Annotated in this window: 20 protein-coding genes; 9 read left to right on the forward strand and 11 right to left on the reverse strand. The window is 61.0% G+C overall.

What is annotated here, in order from left to right:
- The first annotated feature begins 66 nt into the window (after nt 1–66).
- On the forward strand, nt 67–768 hold the full coding sequence (locus tag HMPREF2656_RS04305) for a PAQR family membrane homeostasis protein TrhA (protein WP_070815953.1): 702 nt from the start codon (nt 67–69) through the stop codon (nt 766–768).
- Between the two features lie 37 nt (nt 769–805).
- Complete coding sequence (locus HMPREF2656_RS04310; protein ID WP_070815954.1) at nt 806–1,609, forward strand: DUF1906 domain-containing protein; 804 nt, start codon at nt 806–808, stop codon at nt 1,607–1,609.
- 174 nt (nt 1,610–1,783) lie between these two features.
- On the opposite strand, the gene HMPREF2656_RS13550 is transcribed toward HMPREF2656_RS04310, so the two are convergent.
- The gene (locus HMPREF2656_RS13550; RefSeq protein ID WP_256365569.1) at nt 1,784–1,906 is read right to left on the reverse strand and encodes a hypothetical protein; all 123 of its coding nucleotides are present in this window, start codon (nt 1,904–1,906) and stop codon (nt 1,784–1,786) included.
- Nucleotides 1,907–1,979: 73 nt separating this feature from the next.
- Between HMPREF2656_RS13550 and HMPREF2656_RS04315 the strand changes: the two genes are divergently transcribed.
- Together HMPREF2656_RS04315 and HMPREF2656_RS04320 are read left to right on the forward strand one after the other, a co-directional pair.
- Complete coding sequence (locus HMPREF2656_RS04315; RefSeq protein WP_141761008.1) at nt 1,980–3,194, forward strand: hypothetical protein; 1,215 nt, start codon at nt 1,980–1,982, stop codon at nt 3,192–3,194.
- A 344-nt stretch (nt 3,195–3,538) separates the two neighbouring features.
- Entirely contained in the window at nt 3,539–7,261 is a 3,723-nt protein-coding gene (locus tag HMPREF2656_RS04320) for a DUF4062 domain-containing protein (RefSeq protein ID WP_070815956.1), read from the forward strand.
- 126 nt (nt 7,262–7,387) lie between these two features.
- Here HMPREF2656_RS04320 and HMPREF2656_RS04325 read toward each other — a convergent pair whose 3' ends face one another.
- The 5 genes from HMPREF2656_RS04325 to HMPREF2656_RS04345 all read right to left on the reverse strand — a co-directional run bounded on the left by HMPREF2656_RS04325 (nt 7,388) and on the right by HMPREF2656_RS04345 (nt 12,213).
- Nucleotides 7,388–9,040, reverse strand: coding sequence for a solute symporter family protein (locus HMPREF2656_RS04325; RefSeq protein WP_070421456.1), 1,653 nt, complete (start codon nt 9,038–9,040; stop codon nt 7,388–7,390).
- A 3-nt stretch (nt 9,041–9,043) separates the two neighbouring features.
- Nucleotides 9,044–9,382, reverse strand: coding sequence for a DUF485 domain-containing protein (locus HMPREF2656_RS04330; protein ID WP_070421457.1), 339 nt, complete (start codon nt 9,380–9,382; stop codon nt 9,044–9,046).
- A 227-nt stretch (nt 9,383–9,609) separates the two neighbouring features.
- Nucleotides 9,610–10,437, reverse strand: coding sequence for an aldo/keto reductase (locus tag HMPREF2656_RS04335; RefSeq protein ID WP_070815957.1), 828 nt, complete (start codon nt 10,435–10,437; stop codon nt 9,610–9,612).
- 10 nt (nt 10,438–10,447) lie between these two features.
- Complete coding sequence (locus HMPREF2656_RS04340; protein ID WP_070451706.1) at nt 10,448–10,807, reverse strand: FKBP-type peptidyl-prolyl cis-trans isomerase; 360 nt, start codon at nt 10,805–10,807, stop codon at nt 10,448–10,450.
- 110 nt (nt 10,808–10,917) lie between these two features.
- Nucleotides 10,918–12,213: a citrate synthase gene (locus HMPREF2656_RS04345; RefSeq protein WP_083279316.1), complete on the reverse strand. Its 1,296-nt coding sequence runs from the start codon at nt 12,211–12,213 to the stop codon at nt 10,918–10,920.
- A 253-nt stretch (nt 12,214–12,466) separates the two neighbouring features.
- On the opposite strand from HMPREF2656_RS04345, the gene sepH reads away from it, so the two are divergent.
- Complete coding sequence (gene sepH, locus HMPREF2656_RS04350) at nt 12,467–13,381, forward strand: septation protein SepH (RefSeq protein WP_070815958.1); 915 nt, start codon at nt 12,467–12,469, stop codon at nt 13,379–13,381.
- A gap of 3 nt (nt 13,382–13,384) precedes the next feature.
- A complete protein-coding gene (locus HMPREF2656_RS04355) occupies nt 13,385–14,224 on the forward strand; it encodes a DUF6928 family protein (RefSeq protein ID WP_070815959.1) in 840 nt (279 codons plus the stop codon).
- A gap of 5 nt (nt 14,225–14,229) precedes the next feature.
- Here the strand turns inward: HMPREF2656_RS04355 and HMPREF2656_RS04360 are convergent, their stop codons facing one another.
- From HMPREF2656_RS04360 to HMPREF2656_RS04370, 3 genes are all read right to left on the reverse strand, one after another.
- Complete coding sequence (locus HMPREF2656_RS04360) at nt 14,230–15,030, reverse strand: TrmH family RNA methyltransferase (protein WP_070421461.1); 801 nt, start codon at nt 15,028–15,030, stop codon at nt 14,230–14,232.
- Nucleotides 15,031–16,476 (reverse strand): NCS2 family permease, encoded by a 1,446-nt coding sequence (locus tag HMPREF2656_RS04365; RefSeq protein ID WP_070815960.1) that lies wholly within the window; start codon nt 16,474–16,476, stop codon nt 15,031–15,033.
- A 91-nt stretch (nt 16,477–16,567) separates the two neighbouring features.
- Nucleotides 16,568–17,242 (reverse strand): DUF3027 domain-containing protein, encoded by a 675-nt coding sequence (locus HMPREF2656_RS04370; RefSeq protein WP_083319437.1) that lies wholly within the window; start codon nt 17,240–17,242, stop codon nt 16,568–16,570.
- A 39-nt stretch (nt 17,243–17,281) separates the two neighbouring features.
- Here HMPREF2656_RS04370 and HMPREF2656_RS04375 point away from each other — a divergent pair, with 39 nt between their 5' ends.
- The gene (locus tag HMPREF2656_RS04375) at nt 17,282–18,079 is read left to right on the forward strand and encodes a glutaminyl-peptide cyclotransferase (protein WP_070815961.1); all 798 of its coding nucleotides are present in this window, start codon (nt 17,282–17,284) and stop codon (nt 18,077–18,079) included.
- A 15-nt stretch (nt 18,080–18,094) separates the two neighbouring features.
- Nucleotides 18,095–18,592, forward strand: a complete 498-nt coding sequence (locus HMPREF2656_RS04380) for a DUF2771 family protein (RefSeq protein ID WP_070815962.1) — start codon at nt 18,095–18,097, stop codon at nt 18,590–18,592.
- On the opposite strand, the gene HMPREF2656_RS04385 is transcribed toward HMPREF2656_RS04380, so the two are convergent.
- Complete coding sequence (locus tag HMPREF2656_RS04385) at nt 18,593–18,976, reverse strand: cold-shock protein (RefSeq protein ID WP_070421466.1); 384 nt, start codon at nt 18,974–18,976, stop codon at nt 18,593–18,595. It abuts the gene before it with no gap.
- Nucleotides 18,977–19,260: 284 nt separating this feature from the next.
- On the opposite strand from HMPREF2656_RS04385, the gene HMPREF2656_RS04390 reads away from it, so the two are divergent.
- Nucleotides 19,261–19,992, forward strand: a complete 732-nt coding sequence (locus tag HMPREF2656_RS04390) for a resuscitation-promoting factor Rpf1 domain-containing protein (RefSeq protein WP_070421467.1) — start codon at nt 19,261–19,263, stop codon at nt 19,990–19,992.
- 117 nt (nt 19,993–20,109) lie between these two features.
- On the opposite strand, the gene HMPREF2656_RS04395 is transcribed toward HMPREF2656_RS04390, so the two are convergent.
- Nucleotides 20,110–20,304, reverse strand: coding sequence for a hypothetical protein (locus HMPREF2656_RS04395; protein WP_092101852.1), 195 nt, complete (start codon nt 20,302–20,304; stop codon nt 20,110–20,112).
- Nucleotides 20,305–20,315 lie beyond the last annotated feature (11 nt).

The raw sequence follows: 20,315 nt of genomic DNA on the forward strand, positions 1-20,315 counted from the left end.
GCTACCCACATAAGTTACCAAGTAGTAACATAGCGTCACTGTCCCTCCACCCCCAGTGAGGTCACTATGACGATCCTTCAAGAAGGCCAGGTCCGGCGCTCCTACATCATGGCGGACCGCGGCCCGCGCCCCCTGATTCGCGGCTGGGCCCACTTCGTGGCGGCCGCAGCCTTCGCGCTGGCCTCCACCGTGCTGATCACCTACGGGTGGATGACCCTGCCGGCGCTCCACGCCGCCGGGGTTACCGTCTACGGCGTCGGGGTCGTACTGCTGTTTGGGGTCTCCGCGATGTACCACCTCTACCCGTGGCGCTCCCCGTCCACGGTGCAGTGGTGGCGCCGCGCCGACCACGCGACCATCTCCATCTTCATCGCCGCGACCTACACCCCACTGTGCCTGATCGTGTTCGAGCCGCGCACCGCCGCGGCCATCCTCGTCGTGTCCTGGATCGGCGGGCTGGGCGGCGCCGCACTCAATCTGGTGTGGATCAATCACCCGCGATGGCTGGACGTTGTGGTGTACGTGGGGCTCGGCTGGGTGATCGTGCCGCTGATCCCCACCCTGTGGGCCAGCGCAGGGCCGGCGGTGGTGTGGCTCCTATTCGCGGGAGGCGTGCTCTACACGGTTGGCGCCATCGTGTACGGGGCCCGCTGGCCGGGGCGCGAGGCGCGCTACTACGGCTACCACGAACACTTCCACACTGCGACGATCGTGGCGGCCGTGTGTCACCTCGTCGCCATCTGGATCGTGGCCACGCAGGCAAACTAAGGTGCACAAGAGGCAAAACGAGACTAATGTTACGCAAGTGACTACTTTTGATCGCCGCTCGTTCCTGAAGTCTGCGGGCGCACTCGCGGCAACCACCGCCGCCGCCGGCGCCGCAGCCACCGCCCTCTCCCCTGCCGCACAGGCTCAGCAGCGCCGCGTGCTCGGCACCGTGATCGACTACTCCGCCGCCGTCCCATCCGCCCGCGCCGTGAAAGCCGCCGGCCACATCGGCGCCGTGCGCTACGTATCCCAGCCCCGCCCCGACGCACTCTGGATGCGCGGCAAGCCCGTCACCCTCGACGAAACCCAGGACTACAAGGCCAACGGCCTGTCGGTGGCGTCGGTCTACCAGTTCGGCCGCGCCGACACCGCCGACTGGCTCCAGGGTCCGCTCGGCGCTGCCAAGCACGCACCCCAGGCCATCGCCCTGCACCGCGCCGCAGGCGGCCCGACCGGGCGCCCGATCTATGTGGCTATCGACGACAACCCGACGCTCGCCCAGTTCAACAAATTCATCAACCCCTATCTTTCCTCTATGGGCGCCGCATTAAGTGCGGCCGGCTACCAGTTGGGCGTGTACGGCAACTACTACACCATCGCCTGGTGCCTGGAGGACGGCATCGGTAGCTACTTCTGGCAGCACGACTGGGGCTCGCGCGGCAACATCCACCCGCGCGCCAACATCCACCAAGTCGCCGGACGCCAGACATACATCCAGGGCATCCAGGTGGACATCAACGACGTCTACACCGCCGATTGGGGCCAGTGGAGCCCCGGCCAGAGCGATTCCCTGTTCCAGATGAGCAGCCTGCTGTCATCGAATGGGCTGTTGGGCCGGTAGGTCGTCGATAAGCACTTAGGCTCAATGCTTCTTCCGGAAGCGAAACTTTTATCCTGACACTATGCGGCTCGATTCAAATCGTCTGGTCATCGCATTGTCTGCCACTGCGATTGGCCTCTACAACTGCGGCGTCACGCTTTCGGAGTCTCATAACGCGTCCGTCGTCTCGCTCATCTACGCGAGCATCGCGCCTTTTGCCGCCTCGTATGCGCCAGCGCCTGGCCAGCCGGCATCACCAACGACCTGGATGACGATAGGTTTAATCCTCTCACTCCTCGTCACCTTCGGAGCAGTCATTTCTGCCCTACTAGGAATATCGCGTATCGGGTGGGCGAGAGCAACGAGCAAGCGCCGCCGAGGAGGTCCAGTGGTGATCGGCTCCTCCGAGGAAGCGAACAGCATCGTCCGCTCAGTCCTTGACCAAGAAAGGGAGCTCCCCGTTCATATCTTGGAGAAGGGAAACCCAACAGCCAAAGGCACGCTTGGCTTAGGGTACAAACAGCATCTGAGCGATGATCGGCTCGTTGCTCAAACTGTCAAACATGCTTCCCACGTGATCATCGCTGCCGAAAATGACATCGAAACAGCTCGCCTGAGTTCTGAGGCGCAGGACCTCCGTCACGCACAATGCGGTGAGGCGGTATCAATATTCCAGCTTCTTCGGTCCCCCGAGTTAGCAACCTCAGCACGCTTTACCCACATCGCTCAGCGACGACCTGTTGAAGCATTTCATCCAGCCGACCTCACAGTTCGCGCAATCACAGACAAAATACTCCACCTGCTGACCACACTCGATGCTCACACTGTTGAGGTCAAGCAATGCGGCCCGGGAGATGAAAAGCGTGAGTTGGACGCGTGGATCCACAATTACAACCGGTTCGCTAACGAGCTGGAAGTTCAACAGATTGTGAGCCCTCAGGTAGAGGGCCTGGCAGATATGGTTGTCCTCGTCGGCGATCCAGTCCACGTCGCTGCTCAGATCCCCTCCCTCAGGAAACGTCGAGCGATTATTGCGGTGACTGACCACATACTGCAGGGTCTTGTCTGGAACGATGCCGAAGCCGGAACAGTTCTGGAAGTTATTGACCCACAAAAGGTTGGGTTGAGCATCGACGCCATCCGCGATTCCGCCTTCTCCGTCTGGGGCTGGGCATTCGACATCGCCTACACGTCGCTTTATGGCCCGCCATCCCCATCGCAGAAGCTTTCTCACGACGACATCCTGAAGGCACGACAAACTTCTGAAGCAGCCGCTCGGGCCATGGTTGAAAACCTACGTCTACACGGTTTTCAGCTTGTGAAGGACGGCTACGGGTGGGAAGAGCATCCCTCGGAACAGGAGATCACCTCGATGGCGGAAGCCGAGCACGATGATTGGATGCTCAAGCGCACATGGATTGATAGCAACGGAACCGAGCGTCGAGCATCCTATGACTACAGCAAGGAACCTCCTGCTCGGAAACCCTCATACAAACCGTTTGCAGAGCTCGACTCGCACACCCAGGATTACAACCACAAGATCGTGAAAGTTGTGTACCCCGCCCTGGCGGGGATGTTCGGTTACGGCATTTCTAGGATCTCGTAGGCCTCGGAAAACTCCGCATCTGGCACTGGCCAACACTCTCCTGTTACGCCACGGACCACCCAATCACCTGCGTGTGCGTGAGCCTCTCCCTCCAGCGTGGGGATCGTAGCGTCCTCGCTGAGTCGGCGGGCTTGGACTCTCCCCGTTTTCTTGTACTCCCCCGGCGCGACTTGGCTGTATGACTTGTCGAAAACCTCAGACGCAACTGTCCATGTTCGTGTCCCGTCAGTGACCTCCCAGTCCCCCGCCTTTGCGTGAAGGACGCTGCCAGTGGAAGTCCGCCACTGCGCGTCTTTGTCCAAGCGTCGGGCCCTAACCTTGCGGATCGGTTTATACCATGCAGCATGCGCGAGATGCTGGTCAAGGCGCTCTTGGGACCATTTTTTCATGCAGGCGATATTAGCGGGTTGAGCGAAAACCAAGCGGTCGTCGGCCTCCTAATATGCTCCGGTTGGCGCATAATGAGTGTTCAAACACTGACTGCGCTAAGGGGCCTCATGCTCAACATTCCTGTTTTTGTGTCATCGACCTTTCGCGATTTCCATACGGAACGTGACATTCTCAATGGTCCCGTAAGTGACCGGCTCAACGAATCTTTGCGCCGATTCGGCGCAAAGATGCACTTTATTGACCTGCGCTGGGGAGTCGACACCAACGACATGGATGAAGAGGCGGCTGGGCGCAAGGTATTAGACGTATGCCTTGACGAAGTCGATCGCGCGGCCCCGCTCTTCCTCGGGCTCATCGGAGACCGCTACGGTTGGATTTCAGACGACAAGTCTCTCCTCGAATGGACGGCACAGCGCGTTGGACTCGACCCCGAGAGGTCTCGCGAGTGTTCTATCACCGAGTTGGAATTCGCCAAAGCTGGTCTTTGGGACACAGATGATACAACCACACCGTTCATCCTTTTCCGGCAGGTCGAAGGCCCCCCACCGCACGGCTGGGCCGACTCAGACCCAACCCGAATTTCTGACTTCAAAGACGAGGTATCTCAACGATGGGGCAATGCGGAGACGGTGAAACGCTACTCCGTTGCCTTCGACCAGAATGGTCAGTGGCCCACTGCTTCAATGCAGCACTTCGAGGATCTTGCGGTCAGTCTGCTTGAACCGCAGCTTCTGGAGCGAGCCCGCAGCATCCCGCGCGACGGTACCGCGGAGGAGGTCCTGTTTCGAGGTTCCCGCACTCGTAATTTTGGGTCAGAGGAACTGCTCAAATCGATCGATTTTTTCCTCCGCATCGATTCGCCTGTCGTGGTTTATGGCGAGTCCGGCGCGGGTAAGTCCTCACTTCTGTTGGCACTCGAGAAGTATTTGGCGGCCTCCGGAGAATCTATATCCGGCAAGTTGCCCATCACCGTCATTATGGGGCTGGACGACCGCATTTGGACGGGGGACGAGCTCGCATTCGAGATTACGCGATGCATAAACGCAACCTTGGGCCTGTCGCTTTTCGACGATTGGCGGGGCTCTCCCGAAACTTGGCGCCCGCGCTGGAGGCAAGAAATGGAAAAGGTTGTAGCTGAGTATCCTGATCTGCTTTTCATCGTCGACGGTTTAGAGCAGATTGTGGATGGAGCCGGCGGATTCTGGCCAGTGGAATGGCTCTCGTCTCGCACCGCGTTGGCTGTATCTTCTTCCTCGCGCTCGGACGTCACTCTGTTGAAGAACTCCGATTTCAAAGAAGTCTTGGTTGGGCCAGTGCCAGCCAACATTGCGCGAGAATTCGTAGAGGACTGGGAGCGCAGAATTAGGCGCGAGATCGGAGGCGGCGCTCGCCAGATCATCGCGTCCAAACAACGCTTACCTCTTTGGATAGAGCTTGCGCTGGATCTACTTCTCGATATCGATGGTGATGATTTCAAGTCCATCGAGGATGAACCTGATCAAGCCAGCGCAATCCAAAACATGCTTGCAGACCGCGCGTGGCTCATCCCCGATGACCTGTCAAGCGCTGCCCACCACTTTTTGGAAACCTCCATCGCATCTACCGATCGTGCCCTCGCCCGCGCTGCAGTAGGTCTCTTGGGTGCTTCTAGGATCGGGCTTTCGCAAGAACAAACCGTCAACGCGCTGCGCGACGCTGGCTTCACAACAAATACTGAGATCTCGGTTGCCCGACTTTTCCGTTCTTTGGCGAATCAACTAACTCCAAATGGGCCGGAGAAACGGATGCGCTTTACGCACCGAGTATTTAGCGAGGCCGCGGAGAGTTTTGGTTCACCGCTCACACATTCTCTACTCATGCGCATTTACGAAACCGATCTGCGCAACAGTGTCGAGACCACCCCAAAGTATGCGGCGCTCGAAAGCGAGGATTATTACGACATTGAGCATCAGTGGAAGAACCAGCGCAAACTCGCGGAGGCGTTCCTGTTCCACCTCTTTTCATCGCCTGCTCCCAAGGGTCCTCAAAATCTAGAGAGCATTCCGTTGGCGCTCGACTGCCTTCCGCAAACCACAGTGTACGACGCAGCAATTGTGACCAACTTGCTTCACTTGCCCTATGCAATCGAACACCTTCAGCATCTGCGTACGGCCGGTGCATCATTCGAAGCGCTGCGAACGCTCTTAGCTGCTGCTGATCTTTCCCCTGACCCACAAGTACAAACAAGTGTGGCCTCAATTTGTTTTGAGGTATTGAACGACTTCCCTGTCACGGCGAAAACGGTTTTATTGCGCTGCCAAGCTCTCACGATTGCTGCTTCACACACCGAAGATGTGGAGGAAGCTCGCCTACTGCTGTACCTGGCGTTTAAGAATATCGACCCCCTGTACGACGCCGAGCCAAATCGTGTTTTACCTGCTGTCTTCTATTCTCGAGCCCAACGTGAGATGGCACTTCTGGATGCAAATGCAGGAGACACAAAGTCAGCCCTCGAGCTGCTATTTAGCTGCCAAGACATGCTTGTTCCTGCGCTCCAAGCCAGGGATCCTAGAGCCATCGAAGAAGCGATACGCGTGCTCCTTCAGATCACAGATATCCATGGATCTACAAACAATGGGCTTGTGATCCCCACCTTGGATGAAGCCATGGAGATCGCTGCCATCCTGGTTGACGGCGGCGACGGGCCAGCTGTTTCCTTCGCATTGGCAGCGGAAGCCACGGCGATAAGAGCACAGTTTGTCCGGAAGCTTTTTCCGAATATGGCCCCGCCGGTGGAGCTGCTCGAGGATGCTGTCAACCAATTCGTCGTAGCAACGCAGAAGGTTCCCTTCGGCGGCAAATACGCAACCGACATACTTCGGACCAGCATCGAACTAGCGAATATTTACATCGAGATGCAGAAAGAAATGGACGCTTTCCTACGGCTTCGCGCTTCGGTGGTGGCGCTTGTCCCCTTCCTCAACTCCGCCCCGCCGGCTGGGTGGAACGAGTTGGCTAAGGTATTTGCTCTTCTTCTTGAGCTCTGTGAAAGCACCCATTCAAGGGAGGTTCGCGTCGGGGCAGCAAGGTTTGTTCGCGTCCATACTTCTCGAGTACTTGCGGAAGCATCAAGCGTTAACCTGCCTGAGGCGTTCGCCATTGCAAATGCTGCGCATCACGCACTGCTGATCGGTCTCTCCCAAGCCGAAAACCTAGAAGCAAGGCTCCGCTTCATGGAGGCACTTACCGATATTGCAAAGTGGATCGCACAAACACACCCCGACGCTCAATGCCAGCTCAACTACAGCTACTCGTTGAGGAAGCTCTACGAGCACTACGCACGTGTTGGCCGTCATGAAAAAGCCAGGGCAACCCTTGATACCGTGCGCAAACGGGACATAGGTTTGGCCGAGCTTCCGGAGGATGGGCAGGCGCTTTCTCAAACGTCGCAGGTGTTGACCCAGTACTGCACCGCGCTCGTGTCAGAGTATGACAGTCCCGATGCGACGGTACCGCGCTTTGCCCATACGGTTGTGCTTGCAGCACCACTGATCCTTCGTGGGGTTCCTGATTCTCTCCGCCAGGAGTTTGCTTCCGCCGTACACGATTCTTGTGTCACCCTGCTGCAAACTGACAGCGGTACACCCGAGCAGCGCAGCATGTGGGAAGCGATGAAGGAAATCGCAGGGCAGATGTAGACATGGCGGTGCTTCCCGGCATTCCTCAGTGCACGCAAGCTTGAGTTGCGCGGCTGGCTAAAACAAAGCAAACGCAAAAACGGGCTCAGCATCACACTGAGCCCGTTTCTTGTTATTCAGCCAGGATTAGTGGTCGACCGGAGCCTCCACACCAACACCGGTGAGGGAACGAACCTCCATCTCGGCCTGGAGTTCATCGAAGTTGTCCGGCTTGCCCAGGAAGGTGCCGATAAGGCCACCCAGGAAGCCGAGCGGGATGGACACGAGGCCCGGGCTGGTCAGCGGGAAGATGGACCAGTCGGCGTCCGGGAACATCGCGGTCGGGCTGCCAGAGACCGCCGGCGACAGGGCGATCAGCACCAGCGCGGAGATCAGGCCGGTGTAGATCGACGCAACCGCGCCGGTGGTGTTGAAGCGCTTCCAGTACAGGGAGTACAGGATGGTCGGCAGGTTTGCGGATGCCGCGATCGCGAACGCGAGGGACACTAGGAAGGCCACGTTCTGCTGCATCGCCAGGATGCCCAGGACGATGGAGACGATGCCGAGCACCACCACGGTGATGCGGGAGACGCGGACCTGCTCATCCTCGGTGGCCTGGCCGTCGCGAAGCACTGCGTTGTACACGTCGTGCGCGATGGATGCGGAGGCGGTAATCGCCAGGCCTGCCACCACGGCAAGCACCGTTGCGAAGGCAACCGCGGAGATCAGCGCCATGAAGATGGAGCCACCGAGCTCGAATGCGAGCAGCGGTGCCGCGGCGTTCGCGCCACCAGGTGCGGCAAGGATGCGGTCCGGGCCGACGAATGCTGCAGCAGCGTAGCCGAGCACCAGGGTCAGCAGGTAGAACGAACCGATGAGAACGATTGCCCAGGTCACGGACTTGCGGGCTTCCTTGGCCGTCGGCACCGTGTAGAAGCGCATGAGCACGTGCGGCAGACCCGCGGTACCAAGCACCAGGGAAAGACCCAGCGACAGGAAGTCGAGCTTCGAGGTGGTGGTCGCACCGTACTTCAGGCCCGGCTTGAGGAGATCCTCGGCCTGGTAGCCCTTCTCCGCGATGTACTGGGACGCGGCGTGGGTGTCGATCGCCTGGTTGAGCACCGCATTCATGCCACCCTTGGCCATGATGAAGGCGAGGATCGACATGATCAGCACGCCGGCGATGAGCAGCACGGCCTTGATCATCTGCACGTAGGTGGTGCCCTTCATGCCGCCGATAAGGACGTAGGCGATCATGATCACGCCGACGATGGCAACACAGATTGCCTGTGCGGCGAAGGAGTGCAGGTCCAGCAGCACGGACACCAGCGAGCCGGCGCCGGCCATCTGTGCGATGAGGTAGAACAGCGACACGAACAGGGTACCGAAAGCTGCGGCCACACGCACCGGCTTCTGGCGGAGGCGGAACGACAGCACGTCCGCCATGGTGAAGCGGCCGACGTTTCGCAGCGGCTCGGCGACCAGCAGCAGGGCGACCAGCCATGCGACGAAGAAGCCGATGGAGTAAAGGAAGCCGTCGTAACCGCTCAGCGCGATGGAGCCGACGATGCCCAGGAAGGACGCGGCGGACAGGTAGTCGCCGGCGATGGCGAGGCCGTTCTGGGTGCCGCTGAAGGATGCGCCGCCGGTGTAGAAGTCGGCGGATTCGCTGGTGGTTTTGCCAGCGCGGGTCACAATGAAGAGGGTGACCACGATGAACGCGCCGAAGATGGCGATGTTCAGCAGCGGGTTACCGGTGGCGGTGCTTTCAGCCGCTGTGGCGTTGATGTACGTCTGCATGGCTTAGCCCTCCATTTCCTGGCGAATGTGCGCTGCACGGGGTTCGATGTTCTTGTTTGCCCACTTCACGTAGACCCAGGTGATCAGGAATGTGGTCAAAAACTGTGCAAGTCCGAGCCACAGTCCAAGGTTGAGGCCTAGGAAGGGCCGCGCCATGACATCGGGCGCGAAGGTAGCAAAGACGACATAGAAGACGTACCAGAGGAACGCCGCAATCATCACCGGGAAGGTGAAGCCACGGAATGTTCCACGCAGATCTTGGAATTCGGGGCTCTGTTGCATTGCCACAAACTCGTCTGGCGTGGGCTCGCGGCGCTGCGGGACAGCGGGGGAACCTGTCATTGCCTCGATCCTTTCTTGTTCACGGGATTGGGTCTTGCCTTGCCGACAATTCGCGATTCTCGACTCAACAATGTGGAGTGTAACGTATCACACACTCACGGAAACTTGTTTAACTCCTCTCACCCCTACCCCTACCCCCGAAAAGTCACGCTTTTCGTTGCGACGAGAAAAGCCCGCCCGGCCGCTTCCACGGCCGAACGGGCTCAAATCCACTCCCAGGAAAACCTTTATCCCGGGAACGTCAGGGGATCCCCTGACATACGCTCCCCTTGCACCGCATCGAGGGTGGCAACGTCTTCGTCGGTGAGCTTCACATTTACCGCGCCAAGATTTTCGACAAGGCGCTGCGGGTTCTTCGTCTTCGGCACCACGGAGCAACCAAGCTTCATCAGGTATGCCAAGCACACCTGCGCAGGTGTGGCCTCATGGGCATCCGCGACGGCCCGGATGGCCGGGTCGTCAAAATTCTTGCCGCGGGCGATCGGCGCCCACGCCTCGGTGAGGATGTTGTGCTCCTCGTGGTAGGCACGCAGCTCTGGCTGCGTGAAGCCGGCGTGCAACTCCACCTGGTTGAGCACGGGCGTGATACCGGTGGCGTTAATGATGTCGTCGAGAACCTCCGGGTAGAAGTTGGCGACACCAACCGACTGGAGCCGACCCATACCCTGCAGTTCGGCGAGCTGCTCAAACGCCTTGACGTAAGTGCCGTTCTGCGGCCAGGGCCAGTGCACGAGGTAGAGGTCGATAAACTCCAGGCCGAGGCGCTCGAGAGACTCGTTGTACGCCTCAAGCGCGCGCTCCTGGTCGTCGTTCCACAGCTTGGTGGTGATGAACAGTTCCTCGCGCGTGACATCCCCCGCCTTGATCGCATCGTTGACGGCCTTACCTACCTCCACCTCGTTGCCGTAGAGCGACGCGGTGTCGATGTGGCGGTAGCCCAATTCGATAGCGGTGCGCACGGTCCGCTCCACGTCCTCGCCCTGGAGCTTGTAGGTGCCCAGGCCAAGCAGCGGGAGATCGTAGCCGTCGTTGAGCGTAGTTACCGGGATTCGCATGCGCTTTCCCCTAACGGGCGTCGAGCAGGTCGATAATGAAGATCAGGGTGCGGCCAGACAGCGGATGGCCGCCACCTGCCGGGCCGTATGCCTTCTCCGGCGGGATGGTGAGCTGACGGCGGCCGCCAACCTTCATGCCCGGGATGCCTTCCTGCCAGCCTGCGATGAGGCCCGCGAGCGGGAACTCGGCTGCTTCTCCGCGGTCCCAGGAAGAGTCGAACTCTTCGCCGGTTTCGTAATCGACACCCAAGTAGTGGACTTTGACGAAGCCGCCAGCCACCGCTTCTTCGCCCTCGCCGACGGTGATGTCCTGGATAACCAGATCAGCTGGTGCCGGCCCCTCGGGGGCTTCAATGAATGGCTTTTCCATTTCCATGAGTGAGAATCTCCTTGAGGTTTGTGCGGTCGGCATTAAAAAACCGCCGGGAACTTCCCCCGCGAATTATAGGGGACGTGTTCCTCGGCGGTTGAAACGTTTGGTTAGCGCTGGTCGCGCGGGACGAAGTCGCGCTTCTGGTAACCGGTGTAGATCTGACGCGGGCGGTTGATCTTGGTGTTCATTTCAAGCTGCTCGCGGTACTGTGCGATCCAGCCCGGCAGGCGGCCGATGGCGAACAGGACGGTGAAGAAGTCCGTCGGGAAGCCCATGGCGCGGTAGATCAGGCCGGTGTAGAAGTCGACGTTCGGGTAGAGCTTGCGCTGGATGAAGTACTCGTCGTTCAGCGCGATCTCCTCAAGCTTCATCGCCAGGTCGAGCAGTTCGTCGCCACCCAGGTGCTCGAGCACCTCGTGTGCGGTGTCCTTGACGATAGCCGCGCGCGGGTCGTAGTTCTTGTACACGCGGTGGCCGAAGCCCATGAGGCGGACGCCCTTTTCCTTGTTCTTCACGCGGTTCATGAAGTCGGTTGCGTCGCCACCGTGGTTGTTCTTGATGTCCTCGAGCATCTCGAGCACCGCCTGGTTTGCGCCGCCGTGCAGCGGGCCGGCCAGGGCGTTAATGCCGCCTGCGATGGAGACGAACATGTTCGCCTGTGCCGAGGCGATCATGCGCACCGTGGAGGTGGAACAGTTCTGCTCGTGGTCGGCGTGCAGGATGAGGAGCTTGTCCAGGGCCTTCGTCAGGACCGGATCGACGTGGTAGTCCTCGGTCGGGTAGCCGAACATCATGCGCATGAAGTTCTCGCGCGGGTTGAGGGAGTTGTCCGGGTACATGTACGGCTTACCGCGGGATGCGCGGTAGGCGTATGCAGCCAGCATCGGCACCTTGGCCATGAGGCGCACGGTTGCCTTGTCCAGCTGCTCTTCGTCGAGCGGGTTGAGCTGGTCCTGGTAGTAGGCGGAGAGAATGTTGACCGAGGAGGCAAGGACGGCCATCGGGTGCGCGTTGCGCGGGAAGATGTTGAACGCGGCCTTGAAGTCTTCGTCGAGCAGCGTGTGGTGGCGCAGGTCGGAGTTGAAGTTGTCCAGCTCGTCGGTGGTCGGCAGCTCGCCGTTGATCAGCAGGTAGGACACCTCGTTGAAGGTGGCGTTTTCTGCCAGGTCTGCGATGTCGTAGCCGCGGTAGCGCAGGATGCCCTCTGCACCGTCGATGTAGGTGATCTTGGACTCGGTGGAGCCGGTGGAGACGTAGCCCGGGTCGAAGGTGACCAGGCCAGTTTCACCGAGGAGGTTCCCCAGCACGACACCGTCATTGCCTTCGGTGGCGCGCATGATGTCCATTTCATACTCGCCGCCCGGGTAGTGGAGTACGGCCTTGTCCTTGTTCTCAGTAGCCACTGGTTTCCCTTTCCTACGTTGGGTGTTGCTCTCGTTTTTCGGGCAACCTTTTTACGTAACGCACTCTAGCAAATATTGTGATGCGTCCGACTATGCTGCGATTGTCCTGGATGTACCACATATTTTTATGGCGTCATTGGTCGTATTGGGATGGTATCGCTTTGCGCCGTCGGGTGTCTTGGGGCTGGTTGCCTGATGTGGGCACGTGCGTCCGATAGGCTTAGTTTTCGTATTGCCAGGCGGAAGGAGTCCTATGCGCGAGCTTGTTTTCTTGGAAGACGAGTCGACGGAGACGTTTTTTGTGCTCCGCGACGAGGAGGGTGTGCGCTATCAGCTTGCCCGTGAGGAGCTTGCGCCGTTGCTTATCGACGACTCCCCCGCCCCGGAAGAACCAGCCACCGATACCGAGGTGACTGAGGAAGAGCAGCCTGCGCAACCGGTGGCACCCGCCCCGGAGCCGCGCCCACTGCCGGAGCCGGATCCGCTCTACGCCACCCCGTTGTCGATGCGTCCGAACGAGATCCAGGCACGCATCCGCGCCGGCGCGACCGCCGCGGAGTTGGCAGAAGAGATGGGTGTGGCCGAAAGCCGCCTCGAGTCCTATGCCCACCCGGTACTGCTTGAGCGCGCCCAGGTTGCGGAGGCTGCGAAGCAGTCCCATCCGGTGCGCGAGGATGGCCCGGCGAAGCAGACGTTGTTGGAGATCCTGGCTACCTCCTTTGCTGCCCGTGGTCACTCGATTTCCGATGCGGAGTGGGATGCTACCCGCGAGCAGGGCGACACCTGGGTTGTGCGCGTTACCTGGCAGGCGGGCCTGACGGAGAATGAGGCCTTGTGGTCGTTTAAGCGCTCCATGGGCGCCGCGGCCCAGACTGAGGCGCGCAACGCTATGGCTGCGGATCTGACCGATCCGGATTTCGCCCAGCCAGTACGTTCTCTGTCTGCGGTGCGTTCCTTGCACGGCGAGCAGGATGAGGATGCGCCGGCCGCGCCCGTCGAAATCCTTCAAGATGCACCCGCCGAGGATGGCGAGGTGCTCGAGGGCGATTTCCTGCGCCACCCGGATGAGGAGGAGCAGCCGCAGAAGCGTCGTCGCAAGTCGGTGACGCCCCACTGGGAGGACGTGCTGCTTGGCGTGCGGACCAACACGAAGCGTCCGAAGCGGTAAGCCATGAGTTTCAACGCCGTTGTCACGTTGTGGTTTGTCAACACTGCTGAACCTGCGGAGGTGTTGCGTCGCGAGCCGAAGGCCGACCGCGGGTTTGGCCGAAAGCTGCTGGCTCAGGTGAATCCGGCGTGGCCAATCACGCCGATTGGGTCGTTTCCGTTGAACCGCTCGTCGGTGCCTGGCCGCGACGAGTTTTATATTGCGGGCTTCCCGGGGATTTCGGTGGTGCGCATGCGTGTGGACGTCACCGAGTTGTCCTCCCCTACCCAATGGCACACCGCGCTTCCCGCAGCGGACGTGTTCGTTATCGCGCTGGGTACGGATAGCGACTTTGGCGGCTTCGCCCACTTCAATGGCGAGAAGGTGTCGCGCAGTTTCTGCGCCACCCGCACCAGTGTTATCGAAGACATCGGCCTGCCTGAGCCGTTTGAGGCCCCCTACTGGGCGGGCGAGAAGACGGAACAAGCAGGCGGGATCGCGCTGCCGTTTGAGCCGAAGGACCTTGCGCTTGCTGCCGAGGAAGCCTGGCTGGGTGCGGAGATCGGCCAGAACGGCCCGGACATCAACGTGGTGGGCTACGCCGTGGACGGCCGGCCTGAGCCGAAGATTGAGGAGCCGAAGCCGGCCACCAAGTCGGTCAACGAGGTCGCCGCGAAGTTCGCGGAGCGCGATAAGGCTTACGACGACTACGAGGCCGAGCAAGAGAAACAAGAGGGCGACGAGTTCGCCGAGCTGGCGGACGCGTCCGTCGCCGCTGCGAAGCGCATCGGCCGGGGTGTACGTCGTCGCGCTGTGGAGTGGGCGGCTGCGTTAAAGGAGCGCATCCGCCACATCGACCGCTAGCCCGGTTAGCGCATGCGCTCGTAGAACGCGATCGCGGCCGAGGTGGCCACGTTCAGCGAATCGGTGCCCGGCGCCATCGGAATCTTGGCGCGCACGTCGGTAGCACGCATGGCGTGCGGGGTCAGCCCCGGGCCTTCCCCACCAACAAGGAAGGCAACTTTGTCGTGGCCCTGGATGGCATCTTTAAGTTCGACGGCGTCGTCAGCGGGGGTCAGTGAAATGAGCCACCAGCCGTCGTCGTGAAGTTCGGCGAGCGAGCGCTGCCACGTCGTCGGGGTGCCCTCCAGGTGCGCGAACGGGGTGCGCAGCACGTGCCCCATGGACACGCGCACACTGCGCCGGTAGAGCGGGTCAGCGGTCGCCGCCCCGAAAAGCACGCCGTCGACCCCCATGCCGGCGGCGTTGCGGAAGATGGACCCGATGTTTTCGTGGTCGCCGACCCCTTCCAGGATCACCAAGGTGCGCGCCCCTTCGAGCACCTCGGAAACGGTGAGCGGCTCCGGCTTATCGGCGGAGACCAACAGGCCGCGGTGCATGTCGTATCCGGCAACCTCCCCCATGATCTGGCGGGTGATCTCGTACACCGGGATGCCGCGGCGCGACAACTCCTCGCCGTAGTCGGCCATGAACGACTCAAGCCGTCCCCCGAAGCCGAACACGGCGCGCACCGGAAAGCGCGACTCGACCAGCCGGCCAGCCACCAGCGGGCCTTCGGCGAAGACAAGGTTTTTCTCCTTGTCGGAGTGCTTCAGGTCGCGGATGTCGTCGAGACGGGGGTCGAGGGGGTCGTCGATACGCAATTGCATTTAGCTAATCGCTGCCATGATCGGGCCCTGCGCGAAGTACACGACGAACAGGGCGGAGATGAGCCACATGATCCAGTGGATGTCCTTCGCCTTGCCGGCGAACAGGGACAGCAGCGCAAACGAGATGAAGCCGACGCCGATGCCGTTGGCGATGGAGTAGGTCAGCGGCATGGTGACGATGGTCAAGAATGCCGGCAGCGCGACCGAGAAGTCGTTCCACTTGATCTGGCCGACCTGCATCATCATGAGCGCACCGACGACAACGAGTACCGGTGCCGCGGCCTCGATGGGCACGACCTCGTAGAGCGGGGTGAAGAACATTGCGAGCAGGAACAGCACACCGGTGACCACGTTGGCCAGGCCGGTACGAGCGCCGTCGGCGATACCTGCCGAGGAGTCCACGAACACCGTGTTCGACGACGCCGACGCGCCACCACCCACGACTGCGCCGAAGCCTTCGACGACGAGGGCACGCTTCATGTCGGGCAGGACGCCGTCCTCAGCGGCGAGGCCAGCCTGGCGGCCAAGCGCCGTCATGGTACCCATGGCGTCGAAGAAGTTCGCCAGCACCAGGGTGAACACCAGCAGGGATGCGGAAATGACGCCGATGTTGATGAACGCGCCGAACAGGTCGATGTTGCCCACGATGGACAGGTCCGGGATGCCGCCGAAGGAATCCGGCAGCTCCGGCACGGCCAAGCTCCAACCCTGCGGGTTGTCTGCGGAAGAACCGGAACCCGTGATTGCCTCCACAATCATGGCGACGATGGTGGTCAAAATGATGCCGATGAACAGGCCGCCGCGCACGTTGCGCACAACCATGAAGCCACAGATGAACAGGCCGACGATGAAGACGAAGGTCGGCCAGGACGCGATCGAACCGCCGGTGCCCAGCTGGACCGGGACGGTGGTCATGGCGGCGTCCGGGATGCGGCGGACAAAGCCGGCGTCCACGAGACCGATGGTGGCGATGAACATGCCGATACCGACACTCATGGCCACCTTCATCGAATTCGGAATGGCGTTAAACACGGCGGTGCGGAAACCGGAGATGGCCAGCAGCACGATAATGATGCCGTCGATAACCACCAGGCCCATCGCTTCCGCCCAGGTCAGACCCTGCTGGCCCACCATGGTCACGGCGACGAGCGTGTTAATACCCAAGCCGGCGGCGATGCCGAAGGGGTACTTGGCAACCAGGCCGAACAAGATACACATCACGCCCGCAGCCAAGGCGGTGGCGGCCGCTACCTGCGGGATGCCCAGCACGGTGCCCTCGCGGTCGGGGCTGGTGCCGATGATCAGCGGGTTGAGTAGCACGATGTATGCCATCGCGAAGAAGGTCACTACCCCGGCACGCACTTCGGTGCCCACCGTGGATCCGCGCTCTGTGATGTGGAAGAAGGCGTCCAGCCCGCCGCGCGGCTGCGGCTGGTCCTTATTCATTTTTGCTCCCGTGGTCGTACTCACGGGGGCTTAGCTTTTCACTCTCCCTGGGCAAACGCAACTATTTTGCTGCCCCAGTGATTGGAATTACTTAGGAGTTATCTACTTCCGTGTCCGAGTGCGCGCCGCAACCGTAGGAAGACGCAACGACATGGCCGTCGGCGGAATACTCGTTGGTACAAGCACCGAAGTGCTCCCCCACCGGTTCCGCCATGGGGATATAGAAGGCGCAGGTGCGGCACGACAGGGCTGCCTTTTCGGCAAACTCGCTGTTTGGCCCGTAGTCGCCAGTGCGCCAGCGGTACTTCGCGTCCTCCAGGCCTTGTTTGGTCAGGTAGTGCTTGGTTTCGCGGCCCGGGAAGGTAATGGCGTCGCGGGCAAAGGAATCGTCGGTGACGCGTTCGTCGTCAGGCAGGAGCTCCAACACATCGCCTGGGCCCAGGTCGCCGGGGCGTAGCCGCTCGGAGTACGGCACCCAGTCGGGCGCTTCGAGCGCACCCTGGGAGGGCACGAGCGCGACCTCGTTGACGGTGACCGCGTTGGAGCCGTCCGCGCAGGCGATGACGGCGTTCCATTCCCACCCGGCGTATCCGGGCACGTCGGCTTCGAAGCGGTGCGTGGCAACATTGCGGGTCAGCCCGGTAACACCGATGTGTTCGCCGATGTCGCCGTCTGCGATTTCTTCAAGCGCCTCAAGCGCAATAGCTATTGCATCGTTGCCAAGCAACGGGTTGCGGGAGCGAGTGCGTTTTCTGGATCGTGACACGCTTACCCATTATGCGCGATGTAGTGCAGGATGTAACCCATGGGTCATCGTGAAGCTTTGTCCGCTCTGTCTGTTATCGCTGCGCTTTCGGGCGGTTTGCTTGCTGGCTGCGCGCCGGAGTCGTCCACCCCAAGCGTCGAGCACCTTCGCGCCGAGGTGATCGAGCGCCTCCCGTTCGACCAGACCAGTTTCACGCAGGGCCTCGAGGTCACCGCCGACGGCAACCTCTACGTTGGCACTGGCCAGGAGGGCGAGTCGCGTCTGTACACCCGCACGATCGCGGGCGAGGAGCTCGCGTCGGTTGATTTGGATCCGCAGTTTTTCGGCGAGGGCATCACGCGTATCGACGACACCCTGTGGCAGTTGACGTGGCTCGACGGGACAGCGATTCGTCGCAACGCAGAAACGCTCGAGGAGATCGGCCGCGCCTCCTATCAGGGCGAAGGCTGGGGGCTGTGCTCACGTACGGAAGCGGACGAGGTGATCTTCTCCGACGGCACCGAAGAGCTGCGCCGCATGGATCCGGAAACGCTCGAGGAGCGCGAACGCTTCACCGTCACGCTTGATGGCGAGCCGGTGGCGGGCCTCAACGAGTTGGAGTGCGTCGGTAACGATGTCTACGCCAACGTGTTCACCACCACCGACATCGTGCGCATTGACGCGGAAACGGGCGAGGTCACCGCACGTATCGACGCCTCCGCCCTGCCCAATAACGCCACCGACGACCCGAACCACGTCCTCAACGGCATCGCCCACATCCCGGGCACTGACGAGTTCTTCCTTGCCGGCAAGCGCTGGCCGGACATGTACCGGGTGCGCTTTGCCCAGGCTGACTAGTTAGGATTTCTCGCCATGGCACAACGTTCAGGCAGCAAGCAGTGGAAAACCATCGTGGTCGCCCTCGTGGGCGTCCTGGCACTCGTCGGCGTGGTCTACGCCGTCATGGAGTACCAGCGCACCCGCCCCACCACTCCGGTCGATGAACTGACGGTGTCGGTGGCTGCCAACGGTGAGCGCGAGGACATCGGTGTGTACACCGTGTGTGAGTTGGACGAGGAGTGCGCCGGCGGTGATGCCCCCACCATGCAGCGCGGCGAGGGCGATGTGGTGGTTACGGTTCCGGACGAGATTGCGTCGAATAGCTGGCGCCTGCTGCTCATTTACGACGACCCCAACGCCAACTCCGAGCGCGTCTTCACCTCCGGCGAGGCAACCGAGGAGACCGTGCCGGCTACGACCGAGTCGGGCGCGAAGCTCGTCGTTGCCGAGGTAACCACCCTGGACATTAAAAAAGGCGATGACGGGGAGGAAACCCCTGTCATCGCCACCTGGTCCGTGGGCTTTAACTAATTACGCATCCAGCTCGCGCGCCACGGCCCGCAGGATCTCCGCCACCTGGCGGCCTTCCTTGCGGTCCGGGTAACGGCCGTTGGTCAAAGCAGGCTGGACCTGGGTCTCGATGAGCGTCATCACGTCCGCGAGCATGCTTCCCAGCTCCTCCGGCTTACGGCGGTGCACTGGGCGGCGCTTCGGGGTGTCCAGCACCTTCACGCGCAGCGCCTGTGGGCCACGACGGCCTGCGGCGAAGTCGAACTCGATGCGCTGGCCCGCAACCAGCTCCTCAACTCCCTCAGGCAGCACGGACTTACCGATGAAGACATCCTCGTCTCCCGGGTTGGATGCGAAGCCGAACCCTTTTTCGGCGTCGTACCATTTCACCTTTCCGACAGGCATGGCGCTCTCCTTCCGTAACGCATCACTTATGCAGTATCACTCGTGCAGATGTACCGCCAGTAAGTAAAACAAAATCAAAACCTTACTATTTCCGCCCGAAAATCAAGCAGTTCACGCCAGTGTGACCCAGAACACATATTTTGCATGTCGCGCCTTCGAGCTGGGGAAATGTGAGGCTTTTTTGAGTATTGCGCCCCAAAACGACACCGTTACGTGACACAATCGTTATACAACGTTAGGCTGTCCCGAGATATTGGCGGTCAACGACGAGAGGAAACGAAACAATGGGACGCCACTCTAAGAAGACCACCTCCATGGGCAAGAAGGCTCTGGCAGGTTCTGCAGCAGCAGCTGCACTGGCTGGCATTGTTGCCCCGCAGGCAACCGCAGCACCGGATTCCGACTGGGACAAGCTTGCACAGTGCGAGTCCGGCGGCAACTGGGCTATCAACACCGGCAACGGCTACTACGGTGGCCTGCAGTTCTCCTACGGCACCTGGCTGGCATACGGTGGCGGCGAGTTCGCCCCGACCGCTAACCTGGCTACCCGCGAGCAGCAGATCGCTGTCGCCGAGCGCACCCTAGCAGGTCAGGGTTGGGGCGCATGGCCGGCTTGCTCCGCTCGCTACGGCCTGAACTCCGCACCGACCAACCGCGACGCGCAGGTATCCAAGCCGGCCCCGCAGCCAGCACCGGCACCGGCACAGCAGGCCGCTCCGGCTCAGCCGGCAGCACAGGCCCAGGCTCCGGCCGCACAGTCCCCGCAGGTCGATGCCCTTTACGCACAGGTGCGTAACGCTATCCAGGCATTCGGCTTCCAGGTTCCGGCTTCCGTGCAGTCCAACTACGTTGCTAACCGCAACGACTACAGCGCGTTCTACGCTGCAAACCAGCCGCTGATCGACGCTGCCCTCTCCGGCGACTTCGCAGCCGTTGCAAACCTGGTCGGCGCTAACTTTGCCAACCAGGTCAACAACACCGTTGCTTCCGTGCAGCAGTCCTTCCAGGCTCGCTAAGCAATAGCGCACAGCAATCGTCCGCCCCGTTCAGGTTGTGAACGGGGCGTTTTGCTTTACGGCACAACAAAAACCGGCACGGTCAGGCACCGTGCCGGTTTTTTAAGTTCCGCTGGTTTAGCGGTTGATGCGCGTCGTCGGGTGGACGTAGCCCGTCTCTTCTGCCGGCATCGGCAGGATCAGGTCGTCGCCGAACGGGCTGGAAGCACCGGTTAACGTCGAGGTGATCTCGGTGACCGGGTGCAGGTTACCTGGGGTATTAGCGGGCCATGCGGGGTTTGCGCGCCCAATCTTCTTCACATCTTTAGCCATGCCCCTCATTC

This window comes from Corynebacterium sp. HMSC034B08, from assembly GCF_001835805.1.
GTDB lineage: Bacteria > Actinomycetota > Actinomycetes > Mycobacteriales > Mycobacteriaceae > Corynebacterium > Corynebacterium coyleae.